Genomic DNA, 14,301 nt, shown 5'->3' with positions numbered 1-14,301 from the left:
CTTGCGCTCCAAATCGTTTTCTCTATTTAATAGGATCTCTGGCTTCTGCTTTGAAATCCGCTTCTGCGCTTTCGTCCTTGTCTTCTTTTCTGCGTTCCATCATTCCGTAATCCGTATAGAACATCAGGTAGTTGCCTTCACTGATCTTATATAGATATCTTTCGACTTCATCTTCATCAGGCAGATAATAATGCAGGAACCTTTCTGCGGGTTCACTTCTGGCCAGTATTTCCTTGAGTCCTCTATCATCCGGAACATGCATGTGGTATGTTACTTCTGTATACTCCAAAGCATCAAATTCTCTGTCGTCCCTGCCGAGCAGATGGATATCTTCTTCATAATACCCTTCAGATTTCAACTGAGCCATTCGATCGAGTACAGCTTCCTGACTATCGTAAAGTTCAAAATAAATCACAATGGACCTCCTTTTTCAGTTTTTATGTATGTTTACATTTCTATTCCCTGATAGCCCTTCCCAAAACGCCAATAGTCATATTAATTAAATTTTCTGTATTGTCTATCTTATTTGAAATGGATTGTTTATAATGAGCTTTTTTGCTATCATAAGTAATTAATTATTTTATTTCATATAATCATAATAATATGGATTATGAGTTTCTAGGCTTTACCTTAAATAAAGCTGCTATGAAATAACAATTGGATATTCGGCAATAGCTGTATTTCTATTGTTCCTATCATATGTCTTATTTAAGGTGCACTGTTTGAAAAATAGGAGGCATTAAGAATGTGGGAGAAAAAGTTTGAAAAAGAAGGTTTGACGTTTGATGATGTGCTGCTTGTTCCAGCGCATTCTGAAGTATTGCCAAAAGAGGTGGATCTGTCCGTTCAGCTATCCGATAGAATTAGATTGAATATTCCTGTACTGAGTGCCGGTATGGATACTGTAACTGAATCGGCCATGGCGATTGCGATTGCACGCCAGGGTGGTCTTGGTGTCATCCATAAGAACATGTCGATTGAGCGCCAGCGCGACGAAGTGGAAAAGGTGAAGCGTTCTGAGAATGGTGTCATTACCAATCCTTTCTTCCTGACCAAGGAGGAGCAGGTCTTTGCGGCGGAGCATCTGATGGGCAAATACCGTATCTCCGGTGTGCCGATCGTCAATAATCCGGAAGAGAAGAAGCTGATCGGTATCATTACAAACCGCGACCTTCGTTTCATCGAGGACTACTCCAAACCGATTGACGATGTCATGACCAAGGAGAATCTTGTTACAGCTGACGTCGGTACGACACTCGACCAGGCAGCGAAGATTCTGCAGCAGTACAGAATAGAAAAGCTCCCACTGGTTGATGAGAATAATATACTGAAGGGGCTCATTACGATAAAAGATATCGAGAAGGTCATCGAGTTCCCTGATGCGGCGAAGGATGAGCAGGGGCGTCTGCTTGTTGCTGCTGCCATCGGTATCGCGAAAGAAACTGAAAAGCGTGCGCAGGAACTGGTAGAAGCGGGCGTCGATGCACTCGTCATCGATACAGCACACGGTCATTCCGCAGGTGTACTTGCCGCAATTAAGGACGTCCGCGATAAGTTCCCGGATGTAGCACTGATTGCCGGTAACGTAGCGACAGCGGAAGGAACGAAAGCTCTGATTGATGCAGGTGTTGATGTCATCAAGGTCGGCATCGGCCCCGGATCAATCTGTACAACACGCGTTGTTTCAGGTGTCGGTGTGCCTCAGATTACCGCCGTATACGATGCCGCTTCAGAAGCACGCAAGCACGGCAAGGCGATCATCGCAGATGGTGGCATCAAACTATCCGGTGATATTGTCAAGGCACTGGCAGCGGGTGGCCACGCAGTCATGCTCGGCAGCCTGCTTGCAGGTACGAGCGAATCACCAGGTGAGACGGAAATCTTCCAGGGCAGAAGGTACAAGACCTATCGCGGCATGGGCTCCCTCGGCGCAATGGAGAAAGGGTCGAAGGACCGCTACTTCCAGGAAGATTCAGAAGCGAAGAAGTTTGTTCCGGAAGGTATTGAAGGTCGCACAGAGTACAAGGGACCATTGAGTGATACAATCTATCAACTGATGGGTGGACTGAGATCCGGCATGGGCTATACAGGATCACAGAACCTGGAGGCTTTGAGAGAACAGGCACAGTTCATAAAAATAACAGGTGCCGGTCTGATTGAAAGCCATCCGCATAACGTACAGATCACTAAAGAATCCCCAAACTACTCTAGATAGGAGCACTGCTGAAAGATGGAAATGGCTAAAGAACAAGAACTCATACTGGTTATCGACTACGGCAGTCAATATAACCAGCTGATTACACGACGCATCCGTGATCTCGGAGTCTATAGTGAACTTCACAATCCGAGCATTACGGTAGATGAAATAAAAGCACTGAATCCTAAAGGCATCATCCTTTCAGGTGGACCACGCTCCGTCTATGCAGACGACGCTTTCAAGGTGGACCCTGAAGTATTCGAACTCGGCGTTCCCGTCCTCGGCATCTGCTACGGCATGCAGCTGATCACGCAACTGAATGGTGGAGAAGTGGTCCCATCCAATGAGAAGGAATTCGGCCCGACTGAAATCAGCCTTGATACCAGCGCATCAATATTCAATGGTCTTGTTGAAAATGAAACGGTACTGATGAGCCACAGCGATAAGGTGACCCGCATTCCGGAAGACTTTAAACAGATTGCCTATACGCCACTGTGCAAATATGCAGGCATCCAGCACGAAGAGAAGCACATCTATGGTGTGCAGTTCCACCCGGAATCCAAGCATACAAAAAATGGAGACACATTCCTCAGAAACTTCATCCGCGATATCTGTGGATGCCATGGAGAATGGACGATGGGCAACTTCATCGACATCGAAGTGGAAAAGATCCGTGAAGAGGTCGGCGACCGGAAAGTCCTCTGTGCAATGAGTGGCGGCGTAGATTCCTCTGTGACCGCTGTACTGATGCATAGAGCCATCGGCGACAATTTGACATGTATTTTCGTCGATCATGGTCTGCTTCGTAAAGGCGAAGGCGACATGGTCATGGAGCAGTTCGGTGAAGGCTTCAACATGAACATCATCAGAGTTGATGCAAAAGACCGCTTCATGAGCAAGCTGAAAGGCGTTGCGGACCCTGAGCAGAAACGCAAAATCATCGGCAACGAATTCATCTATGTATTCGACGATGAAGCGACAAAACTGAAAGATGTTGACTTCCTGGCACAAGGCACCCTCTATACGGATATCATCGAATCCGGTACCGAAACCGCGACAACGATCAAATCACACCATAACGTCGGTGGCCTGCCGGAAGACATGCAGTTCAAACTGCTCGAGCCGCTCAATACCTTGTTCAAGGATGAAGTGCGCGCACTCGGTATCGAACTCGGCATTCCGGAGCATCTCGTATGGAGACAGCCATTCCCAGGTCCAGGTCTCGGTATCCGGATTCTCGGTGAAATCACTGAAGAGAAGCTCGAAATCGTACGTGAAAGCGACTGGATTCTGCGTGATGAAATCAGCAAAGCCGGCCTCGACCGTGAAATCTGGCAGTACTTCACTGTACTCCCTGATATCCGCTCCGTCGGCGTCATGGGCGACTACCGTACGTATAGCCATACCATCGGCATTCGTGCAGTCACAAGCATCGACGGCATGACAAGTGAATTCGCAAAGATCGACTGGGACGTACTTGAGAGAATCTCAAAACGCCTCGTCAACGAAAGCGAACAGATCAACCGCGTCGTATATGATATAACAAGCAAGCCACCTGCTACGATCGAGTGGGAATAGTGACATAGAGGAAATTCGGCCCCAGTCTTTTAGGTTGGGGCCGAATTTTTATTATAGATATTTATTTAATAATGGTTCTGGAATATGGCAGTAGTCATCCGGATGTTTGGAGAGTCTGTCCTGATGTTCCTCTGCACTTCTTATGTAGTTTGTAAGCGGGAGGACTTCGACAGCAATCCTCTCCCGATCTACTCTACGATTAAGAAATGACTCCGCTGCTGCCAGGTGTTTCGGATTCTCGCTATATACCCCAGTTCTGTATTTTTCGCCAACATCTTCGCCCTGTTTGTTCAAACTGTACGGGTCGATGATTTCGAACAGGTATTCCATCAGTGCCTTGACGGATACGACTTCAGGATCGAATGTTGTTCTGACACATTCGGCATATCCATCATACTCGCCATTCAAGGAACTGCTCGATCCATTCGCTCTTCCGGCTTCTGTCGCCTCGACCCCGGGCAGGGTTTTTAAAAATGCCTGGACGCCCCAAAGGCATCCGCCGGCAATATATATGGTTTCCATGTTGTTTCTCTCTCCTTTTGTTCATACGGTCAGAGACAGTGTAACATTAAAAGTTTTCTCATATGGCTTCAATGGATTCTTAATTCATGGAAAGTGGATTGTTTCGGGTGCAATACTGATTTGATGGTGTTTTTATTCCATTTTTTATAGTATTATTTAACCTAGTGTTACAGTAATTGGATAAGTAAAATTATAAAATACATAACAAGCAAATAGGAGGCTGACATGCGTAAAATCACCTATTACATGGTCATCATATTGCTCGTCATACTCATCCCTGTTTCTCGTGCCGCTGCGGACAGTACTGAAGAGATGACGCAGGAGGAGTATTCGGAGCAGCCATCTGTTGAGGGAACGATGGAAGAGCCGGTGGCTGAGCCGTCGGTCCAGGAGGAATATACAGAGGAATACAGCTCGGAGGAATATACGGTAGAGGAGTACACAACAGAGGAATACACACAGGAATACTCTGAAGAGTGGACGGAAGAACCTTACCAGTCCTATCAGCAGCCTGAACCATCCACTGAAGAGACGTTTGAACAGACAGTCGAACAGTATACTGAAGAAGTGACTGAACAGCCGATCGTTGTGCCGACTGAAGAGCCTTCCATTGAACCTTCTGTTGAACCCGAACCTGAACCGGTCCAGGAGCCGGTAGATGTGAGCATCAACCAGATGGAAGTGACGGAGTTTTCCATTGAAGGTGAAGTGGTATCGGAAGGCGAAGGCATGGAGGGTGTTGCAGTTTCATTGACAGGCGGGATGGAAGCGGAAGTGATGACGGATGCTGAAGGCCAATTTTCATTTACGGAAGTGCCTGCGGGTGACTACACGATTGAGAGTGGTGTGCCTGACGGATATGAACTTGAGGAAAACAGTCGTACTCTGACGCTCGAGGACAAAAGCAAGAAAGGGATTACTTTTGATCTTTCTGCCATTCCTGAAGAATCGGAAGAGGAAACAGAAGAAAGTATCGAGACGATCGCCCCTGATGAACGTGTATCGGCAGATCAGAATGTAGATGACAGCAGTATGAATATGATGCTGATTGTCATAGGCAGCGCCCTTCTATTTTTTGGACTATTGATTTTCATGATACGTGCTCTCAGAAACAGATAGATAATGAGCAATGTAAGAAAGTCTGACATGTGATGTCAGGCTTTTTTACATAGATTTTGAATATTCGAAAAATGCGGTTATACTGTGTCCATACTTAAATTTGGAGGGATAAATTATGGACAGTGTTTTCATTTTTCTTTGTACTTTGCTCGTGTGGCTCATGACGCCAGGTCTCGCTCTATTCTACGGTGGTCTCGTACAGTCAAAAAACGTATTGAACACATCAATGCATAGTCTGGCTGCGATTGTTGTTGTTACTTTTGCCTGGGTGGCTGTCGGATTTTCAATCAGTTTCGGAGGTAGTAATCCATTCATCGGTGACCTGTCATACATCGGTCTCTCAGGCGTAGGCGCTGAGCCGAACCCTGCATTTTCCGAAACCATTCCTTTCGCACTTTACATGCTGTTTCAACTGACGTTCTGTACAATCGCAGTTTCCATCCTGACAGGATCGGTTGCGGAACGTATGAAATTTGGTCCTTTCCTGGTATTCATGGCATTATGGGTCATTCTTGTCTATAGTCCAGTTGCACACTGGGTATGGGGCGGCGGTTGGATCCACGCCATCGGCGCCATCGATTTCGCCGGAGGAACAGTTGTACATATTTCCTCAGGTGTTTCAGGACTTGTACTTGCGCTGATGCTTGGATCAAGAAAGCCGGATAACAAAAAGCCGCCACACAATCTTGTCATCACAATGGTTGGTGCCATCCTCGTATGGTTCGGCTGGTTCGGATTCAATACAGGCAGTGCATTGACGTTTGATGCCATCGCAATGAGCGCTTTCACCAATACAATCCTTGCTTCCACTGCTGGTATTGCAGGCTGGAGCATTGTTGAAAGAATCACCAAAGGCAGAGTATCACTGATCGGTACACTCTCAGGCATGCTTGCCGGACTCGTTGCAATCACACCAGCAGCTGGATTTGTCACTTATGGTGGCGCGATGGCACTTGGATTGCTTGGGGGAGCAATCTGTTTCTTCGCCATCACCAACCTGAAAGTAATGCTGAACTATGATGACGCACTTGACGCGTTCGGTCTTCACGGTATCGGTGGTATCGTCGGTGCAATCGGTACAGGTGTCCTTCAGACGAGTGCAGTAAATCCGGGTGTTGCAGACGGTCTCCTTGCTGGCGGCGGTTTTGCACCGGTACTGGCACAGATTGTAGCAGTGACGGCAACGATCATTTTCAGTGCAGTCATGACATATGCAATTGCTAAAGGTATCAGCATCTTCGTTACATTGCGTACAGATGAAAAAGAGGAACTGGATGGACTCGATGTGGTCATCCACGGGGAGAAAGCCTATGAGTATTCCAACTCATAGAAAATGATTTGAACAAAGGGGTTTCAATCATATATTAAGGGGTACAATAGAACAGACTGATATATATTTCCTTCCAAAGACCCGATGCCGCTCATACAAGCGGCATTTTTTTATGTCTTTTTATACTTTATGAAAGCCTTTACACGTCTGTCTAGACATGCTAAAATTATGTCAATAAAACAAACATGAGGGAGTGTGGAAGGAATGGCAGTGAACCGCGACGATGTGAGAGCGATAATTGAAGCAGTAGGCGGTAAGGAAAACATTAATGCAGCAACGCACTGTGTCACTCGATTAAGACTTGCATTGGAAGATGATTCCAAAGTGGATAAGGAGAAACTGGATGCCATCGACCTGGTCAAAGGCTCATTTGCAGCAAATAATCAATTTCAGGTTGTTATCGGCCAAGGAACTGTAAATGATGCATTCAAAATTTTTGAGGAGGAGACAGGCAAAGGTGGCGGTACCAAAGACGAAGTCAAGGCTGCTGCTGCACAGAAGATGAACCCGCTTCAGCGCTTCATCAAAATGCTGGGTGATATTTTCATTCCCATTCTTCCAGCCATCGTGACAGCAGGTCTCCTGCTCGGTATCAACAACCTGCTCACTGTCCAGGGTCTCTTCTGGGAGAATGATTCCATCATCACCCGCTTCCCTGGTATTGAAGGCATCGCGAGCATGATCAACTTCATTGCGGTCGCGCCATTCATCTTCCTGCCGGTGCTCATCGGCTGGTCAGCCATGAAAGTGTTTGGTGGGAATCCGCTGCTTGGTATTGCGCTCGGACTGGCTCTCTGCCACCCGGATCTTGCCAGCCAGTATGGTCTGTTCGATGCTGAAGCGGGGGAACTTGCAGAAATTCCGACCTGGAACTTCTTTGGACTGCAGATTGAACAGCTGAACTATCAAGGACAGGTACTGCCGGTGCTTGTTGCCACATGGCTGCTTGCCAAGGTGGAGCATTTCCTGAACCAGCGTGTCCATGATATGTTCAAACTGCTTCTGGTTGCACCGATTGCATTACTCGTTGTCGGTATTCTTACTTATACACTGATCGGTCCGGTCACACTCTTCCTCAGTACCATCATCTCCGATAGCATTGTCTGGCTTTTCGAAACGGTTGGTGTGCTCGGTGGCGCAGTATACGGTCTGTTCTACGCCCCACTTGTTGTAACTGGTCTCCATCACATGTTCCTCGCGGTCGATCTGCAGCTTATCGGTACGACAGGCTCCACCTACCTGTGGCCGATCCTCGCCATTTCCAATATTGCGCAAGGGTCAGCGGCTTTCGGTGCCTGGGTCATCTACCGTCAGCAGAAGAAAAAGAAAGAAGAAGGTCTGGCGATGACTTCAGGCATCTCCGGATGGCTTGGAGTTACTGAGCCGGCAATGTTCGGTGTCAACTTGCCACTTAAATATCCATTCATCGCAGCGGTCATCACCACTGCTATCGTCGGTGGTATTTTTGGGATCAATGGACTGACTGCAGCCAGTGTCGGTGTCGGGGGTGTACCTGGTGTCATATCGATCACAGAAGGATTCTGGCTGCTCTTCACCATCGGCATGCTGATTGCAATCATCGTTCCGTTTGTGCTTACGCTTATCTTCTCCAGATTTGTAAAAGAGAAGACCAAAGACATGGTAAAAGAGTAAATCAAGCATAAAGGAGTTTTTAACAATGGCATCCATGGACTGGAGAAAATCGGTCGTCTATCAGATCTATCCCAAATCCTTCAACGATACGACAGGAAGCGGAGAGGGAGATATCAGAGGCATTATCGAGAAATTGGATTATTTCAGCAAGCTTGGCGTGGACTATTTATGGCTGACGCCTGTATATGAATCGCCGATGAATGACAATGGATATGATATCAGCGACTACTATGAAGTGAATCCGCAGTTCGGCAGCAAGGAGGATCTTAAGGAACTTCTTGGGAAAGCGCATGAAAAAGGGATTCGGATCATGATGGATATCGTCATCAATCATACCTCTACAGAACACCAGTGGTTTATCGAATCGAAAAAATCCAAAGACAACAAGTATAGAGACTACTATATATGGAAGGATGGCACTTACGATCAGCCGCCGACAAACTGGGAATCCAAATTTGGAGGCAACGCCTGGAACTACGATAAACAGACGAACCAGTACTACCTCCGCCTCTTCGATATCACGCAGGCAGACCTGAATTGGGAAAATGAAGATCTGCGGCGCGATATTTACGACATGATCAACTACTGGATCGATTTTGGAGTGGACGGGTTCCGCTTCGATGTAGTCAATCTCATATCAAAGGGCGAGTTCGTGGATTCCGATGGACCAGGGAAGGAATTCTATACAGATGGACCGAAAGTCCACGAATATCTCAATGAACTCAACCGGAACACTTTCGGCGATAAGGATATAATGACGGTCGGGGAAATGTCGTCGACCACCATAGACCATTGTCTGAAATACACAGATCCCGAACGGAATGAACTGAACTCGGTTTTCAACTTCCATCATCTGAAGGTCGACTATCCTGGCGGAGAAAAGTGGGCGCTGGCCAATTTCGACTTCCTTGAACTGAAAAGGATACTGATGGAATGGCAGGTGGCAATGGACGAAGGGGGCGGCTGGAATGCAATATTCTGGTGCAATCACGATCAGCCACGTGTGGTGTCGAGGTTCGGTAATGACGAAACTGAAGAGAACCGGGTGTTGAGTGGGAAGATGCTTGCCATTGCGCTGCATGGACTGAAAGGTACACCTTACATCTATCAGGGTGAAGAAATCGGCATGACGAATCCAGCGTTCAAGCGTATCGACCAGTATCGGGATGTGGAGAGTTTGAATGCGTACTCCATTTTAAGAGATAAAGGAATGGATGCCAGCCACATCATGGATATATTGGCAACAAAGTCGAGGGATAATTCAAGAACGCCGATGCAGTGGGATGATTCTCTGCATGCTGGCTTTACTGAAGGCGAGCCGTGGATTGAAGTCTCCGATAGATATCAGAAGATCAACGTAACCCACGCGCTTGAAGATGAGCATTCCATTTTCTATACGTATCAGAAACTGATCAGACTCAGACACGAACTCGACGTACTGACATACGGCAGCGTGGAACCGTATTTGATGGATGATGAAAATCTTTTCATCTATACACGTATCCATGAAGATGAAAGTATCATGGTCATTGCAAACTTCAGAAACAAGGAAGTGCCTTATCCGGAAAATATCAGCGTGGAAGGAGAAATCCTTCTATCCAATTATGATGACAGAAAAGATGTGCTCAGACCTTATGAAGCGCTGATGGTATATGGACAAGGCGAATAAAAAAAGTTATGATGTATTTGATTTTAATACATCTTCGAGGATAATAAGGTGAGCGCGATGAATCTGAACAAATATAATCATATCTATCAAGTGCTATCGAGTGATATTTCGGAAGGCAACTATGGAAGAGGGGACGTACTGCCTTCTGAACATACGCTGGTCAGCACGTTCGATGTTTCCCGGGAAACAGTCAGAAAGGCCTTGAACCTCCTACAGGAAAATGGCTACATCCAGAAGATGAAAGGAAAAGGCTCAGTTGTCATCTATAATCCTTCGATGGATTTTACGGTGTCCCATCTGACGAGTTTCAAGGAGATCCAGCAGCTGAAAACAAAGCAGTACACGACAAAGGTCGTGGAACTCGTCCAGTATCCTGCTGCGGAATTCCCGAAAGTGCTTGAGGCGCTGAAGCTGGAAGCTGATGACAGGGTATGGCGTTTAATCCGTCAGAGACAGTTCGAAGGCAAGACGCATATTGTGGATACAGATTACTTCATTGTCGAAATGATGCCGGGGTTGAACACGCGGATTGCCGGCGATTCAATCTATGAATATATAGAAAAACGCCTTGGTCTGACGATTGCCTACTCTCACAAGGAAATCACTTTTGATCCGATGAATGAAAAGGATCTTGAGCTGTTCGGCAACGTCATACCGCCATATACGGCAACGGTACGTTCAGTCGTCCATCTGACTGATGCCCGCCCGTTCCAGTACAACATCTCAAAACATCTTGCCAATGAATTCAAGTTTGTCGACTTCTCAAGGCGTTTTCAAGGGGGATAGCGCATTAAATCTTGCATTGGCTGACGGATTTTGATATTATAAAATATGCCGTGCTAAGTGGGGAGGTAGCGGTGCCCTGTACCTGCAATCCGCTCCAGCAGGACTGAATTCCGCTTCTGAGGATATTCCGTGTGAGGACTGCCTTGATCTCACCGGTGTTGAGATTCCGGTCCTATGCAATAGAACGTCACGAATCATGTCAGGTCCGGAAGGAAGCAGCATTAAGTGGCCCATTCTATGTGCCGTAGGACAGCCGGAGTTGAGCTGGTGGATCAAGTAACGCTTGTGCCGAATGTTCAAAGAAGCGGTGCACGGTTACATAATGAATGACTGTATCTTTGGATACAGTCATTTTTTTATTGCTCTGAATTAGGGCGGATCACATATATATGGTATAATCAATAGCAGAAATGACTCACTATGGAGGTGCCGCTGGATGGAATATCAAGCATTATACCGGGCGTTCCGGCCCCAGACATTTGAAGATGTGGTGGGGCAGAAACATGTTACTAAAACTCTAAGAAACGCAATCGTCAGAGATAAGGAATCCCATGCCTATCTGTTCAGCGGACCCAGAGGGACAGGGAAGACGAGTATAGCGAAAATCTTTGCCAAGGCGCTCAATTGCCGTTTTGGTTCCGGTGGTGAACCTTGCAATGAATGTGATATATGCATGAGCATCACCGATGGCAGTGCCAATGATGTGATTGAAATCGATGCTGCCAGCAATAATGGTGTCGATGAAATCAGGAATATACGCGAAAAGGTGAAATATGCACCTTCGGAAGCCAGATACAAGGTCTATATCATCGATGAGGTCCATATGCTGACTACGGGTGCTTTCAATGCGCTGCTCAAAACATTGGAAGAGCCACCCGGCCACGCCATCTTCATATTGGCGACGACGGAACCGCATAAGATTCCTGCAACCATCATCTCGAGGTGCCAGCGCTTCGATTTCAAAGCGATTGAGCTGAATGAGATTGTCAGCAGGCTCGAATATGTAGCCCAGAGCGAGTCTTTGGAATACGATAAGGATGCCATCGAGTACATTGCGAGGACTTCAGAAGGCGGAATGCGTGATGCGCTGAGCATCATGGACCAGGTCATCGCCTACAGCAATGATATCATCACTCTTGAAGATGCAGTCATGATTACAGGCGGCATTCGTTCGGAGGAACTGAATGAATGGCTGAAACTGATTGACCACAGGGACTCCAGGGAAGCGTTCATGAAGTACCATCAGTTCATCGAGGAAGGTAAGGATCCGACGAGACTGATCCACGAGCTCGTATACTATATCAGGGATATCATTCTGATGAAGCATGCAGGAGAAATAGAGGATGACATCGCATTTGCACATACGGAAGACAAAGTGCTCTATGAAATGATCGATGTACTGAATGATGCCATGGTCATGATGCGTTTTTCAGTCAATACGAGTGTGCACCTCGAGGTTGTCATAGTCAAACTGATCCAGATACTCAACAATAATGATCGTTCCATTGAGCCGCAAGCGATGGATCTGTCGCATATCGAGCAGAAGCTTGCCGAGCTCGATAAGAAGTTCTCCAGCCAGCCGCAAGTATCAGCAGCTCCCGTAACAGAGCCCCAGACCCGGTCGGCGAGCCAGTCTTCAAAAGGTTTTTCTCTGAGGCAGATTGAGAAAGTACTGGATCATGCCAACAAGGAAGATCTGGTAAAGCTGAAAGATGACTGGCCGAAAGTCTACCAGCACGTTGAAGAAAAGGGACTGCAGGCACTGCGCTCACTGATCAAGGATTCCGAGCCGGTGGCCGCCAGCGATACGCATGTACTGCTCAAGTTCAAAAGTGATGTCCACAGTGACCTTATCAATAAGGATGAAAAGAAACGTCAGGAACTTGAAGCGGTCATTCCTTCCATTATAGGGAAGGAAGTGGTTGTAGTCGGTGTTCCCGACTCCAGCTGGCTGCAGGTAAGGCACGACTACATCCAGGAGAAGAAGGCGAGCAAGCAGAAGCAGTCGGAAGGTGATGAAAAGAAGCCTTCTGATGTCGCCAAGGAGATATTCGGGAGTGACGTTGTAGAAACACGCTCATAATATCGGTTTATTAAAGAAGTTATTTCAGATATACTATATAGAAGAAAAAAGAAAATTGACTTGGAGGAGAATATATATGCGTGGTGGAATGAACAATATGCAGGGCATGATGAAACAGATGCAGAAGATGCAGAAGAAGATGCAGGAAGAGCAGGAAAAACTGAAAGACGAGAAAGTCGAAGGCACAGCTGGCGGCGGCATGGTCAAAGTGACCGTTTCCGGACATAAGGAAGTACTCGACGTGGAAATCCAGGAAGAAGTGGTGGATCCTGACGATGTAGAAATGCTCCAGGATCTGATTGTTGCAGCGACTAATGAAGCAATGAACAAAGCGGATGAACTGACAAGCGAACGTCTCGGTCAGCATACTAAAGGTATGAATATCCCGGGAATGATGTAGAATGCATTATCCCGAACCGATATCAAAGCTGATCGACAGCTTCATGAAATTGCCGGGCATTGGGCCGAAGACTGCCCAGCGCCTGGCATTTTATGTACTTAACATGAAAGAGGACGATGTCGTCAATTTTTCACGCAGCCTGATGGAAGTTAAAAGAGATTTGCAATTCTGCTCAGTATGCGGACATATTACAGATATAGATCCATGCTATATATGCCAGGATAAGAACAGGGATCGTTCCATTGTCTGTGTCGTCCAGGATACAAAGGATGTCATCGCAATGGAGAAGATGCGTGAGTATGGTGGACTGTATCATGTACTTCATGGCGCCATCAGTCCGATGGATGGCATTGGACCTGAAGACATCAACGTTGCTTCATTGATTGAAAGACTCAAGGATGACCAGATCAAAGAGATCATATTGGCGACCAATCCAAACATTGAAGGGGAATCGACAGCAATGTACATTTCCCGGCTGGTCAAACCGATCGGCATCAAGACGACGCGTCTCGCCCACGGCCTGCCGGTCGGCGGGGACCTGGAATACGCGGATGAAGTGACGCTATCAAAGGCAATAGAGTACCGTACAGAACTATAAAGAACCCGGGCCATTTAATAAAAAATGGCCCGGGTTAACTTTTTTTAAAAAAACCCTTGCATTCATTAGGCAAACCCTGTATAGTTATTTCTTGTCGGACGAAACATAAAGCCGATACAACAAACGTTACTATCATGTTAAAAAGATTTAAAAAAGGTGTTGCATTAATCGGGCAAACCCTGTATAGTTATCTCTTGTCGGACGAAACATGAAGCCGACACAACAAACGTTACTATTACGTTAAAGAGATTTGAAAAAAGTGTTGCATCGCTGAGATGAACATGCTATAATAGTAAAGCAGTCAAAACAGAACATTGAAAACTGAATGACAATATGTCAATGTTTAATTCCGATAAAGGGATGGCC

General features: G+C 46.5%; 12 protein-coding genes, 1 other RNA gene and 1 riboswitch. Of the genes, 11 read left to right on the top strand and 2 right to left on the bottom strand.

The window, feature by feature from the left end:
- Nucleotides 1–22 precede the first annotated feature (22 nt).
- On the bottom strand, nucleotides 23–415 hold the full coding sequence (locus FO441_RS06280; RefSeq protein WP_145287423.1) for a general stress protein: 393 nt from the start codon (nucleotides 413–415) through the stop codon (nucleotides 23–25).
- Between the two features lie 150 nt (nucleotides 416–565).
- Nucleotides 566–666: riboswitch (purine riboswitch) on the top strand.
- A gap of 79 nt (nucleotides 667–745) precedes the next feature.
- Here FO441_RS06280 and guaB point away from each other — a divergent pair.
- Nucleotides 746–2,215: an IMP dehydrogenase gene (guaB, locus tag FO441_RS06275; RefSeq protein WP_145287421.1), complete on the top strand. Its 1,470-nt coding sequence runs from the start codon at nucleotides 746–748 to the stop codon at nucleotides 2,213–2,215.
- A gap of 15 nt (nucleotides 2,216–2,230) precedes the next feature.
- On the top strand, nucleotides 2,231–3,775 hold the full coding sequence (gene guaA / locus FO441_RS06270) for a glutamine-hydrolyzing GMP synthase (protein WP_145287419.1): 1,545 nt from the start codon (nucleotides 2,231–2,233) through the stop codon (nucleotides 3,773–3,775).
- A gap of 51 nt (nucleotides 3,776–3,826) precedes the next feature.
- On the opposite strand, the gene FO441_RS06265 is transcribed toward guaA, so the two are convergent.
- Nucleotides 3,827–4,297: a peptide-methionine (S)-S-oxide reductase gene (locus FO441_RS06265; protein ID WP_145287417.1), complete on the bottom strand. Its 471-nt coding sequence runs from the start codon at nucleotides 4,295–4,297 to the stop codon at nucleotides 3,827–3,829.
- 225 nt (nucleotides 4,298–4,522) lie between these two features.
- On the opposite strand from FO441_RS06265, the gene FO441_RS06260 reads away from it, so the two are divergent.
- The 9 genes from FO441_RS06260 (at nucleotide 4,523) to recR (ending at nucleotide 13,935) form a co-directional block, all read left to right on the top strand.
- Complete coding sequence (locus FO441_RS06260) at nucleotides 4,523–5,416, top strand: carboxypeptidase-like regulatory domain-containing protein (RefSeq protein WP_145287415.1); 894 nt, start codon at nucleotides 4,523–4,525, stop codon at nucleotides 5,414–5,416.
- Nucleotides 5,417–5,531: 115 nt separating this feature from the next.
- Entirely contained in the window at nucleotides 5,532–6,746 is a 1,215-nt protein-coding gene (locus FO441_RS06255; protein WP_145287413.1) for an ammonium transporter, read from the top strand.
- Between the two features lie 204 nt (nucleotides 6,747–6,950).
- Entirely contained in the window at nucleotides 6,951–8,399 is a 1,449-nt protein-coding gene (gene treP, locus FO441_RS06250) for a PTS system trehalose-specific EIIBC component (RefSeq protein ID WP_145287411.1), read from the top strand.
- A gap of 25 nt (nucleotides 8,400–8,424) precedes the next feature.
- Nucleotides 8,425–10,068 carry an alpha,alpha-phosphotrehalase gene (gene treC / locus FO441_RS06245; protein ID WP_145287409.1) on the top strand — a complete coding sequence of 548 codons (1,644 nt, stop codon included), beginning with the start codon at nucleotides 8,425–8,427 and terminating at the stop codon, nucleotides 10,066–10,068.
- Nucleotides 10,069–10,125: 57 nt separating this feature from the next.
- Nucleotides 10,126–10,854: a trehalose operon repressor gene (gene treR, locus FO441_RS06240; RefSeq protein WP_145287407.1), complete on the top strand. Its 729-nt coding sequence runs from the start codon at nucleotides 10,126–10,128 to the stop codon at nucleotides 10,852–10,854.
- A gap of 48 nt (nucleotides 10,855–10,902) precedes the next feature.
- Nucleotides 10,903–11,169: signal recognition particle sRNA large type (gene ffs, locus FO441_RS06235), an RNA gene on the top strand.
- 121 nt (nucleotides 11,170–11,290) lie between these two features.
- Complete coding sequence (gene dnaX, locus FO441_RS06230; protein WP_145287406.1) at nucleotides 11,291–12,937, top strand: DNA polymerase III subunit gamma/tau; 1,647 nt, start codon at nucleotides 11,291–11,293, stop codon at nucleotides 12,935–12,937.
- 76 nt (nucleotides 12,938–13,013) lie between these two features.
- On the top strand, nucleotides 13,014–13,337 hold the full coding sequence (locus FO441_RS06225; RefSeq protein ID WP_145287403.1) for a YbaB/EbfC family nucleoid-associated protein: 324 nt from the start codon (nucleotides 13,014–13,016) through the stop codon (nucleotides 13,335–13,337).
- A gap of 1 nt (nucleotide 13,338) precedes the next feature.
- Nucleotides 13,339–13,935, top strand: a complete 597-nt coding sequence (gene recR, locus FO441_RS06220) for a recombination mediator RecR (RefSeq protein WP_145287401.1) — start codon at nucleotides 13,339–13,341, stop codon at nucleotides 13,933–13,935.
- Nucleotides 13,936–14,301 lie beyond the last annotated feature (366 nt).

The organism is Salinicoccus cyprini, assembly GCF_007713705.1.
Lineage (GTDB): Bacteria > Bacillota > Bacilli > Staphylococcales > Salinicoccaceae > Salinicoccus > Salinicoccus cyprini.
The sequence above is the reverse complement of the archived record's forward strand: the minus strand, read 5'-3'. Positions and strand labels throughout refer to the sequence as shown.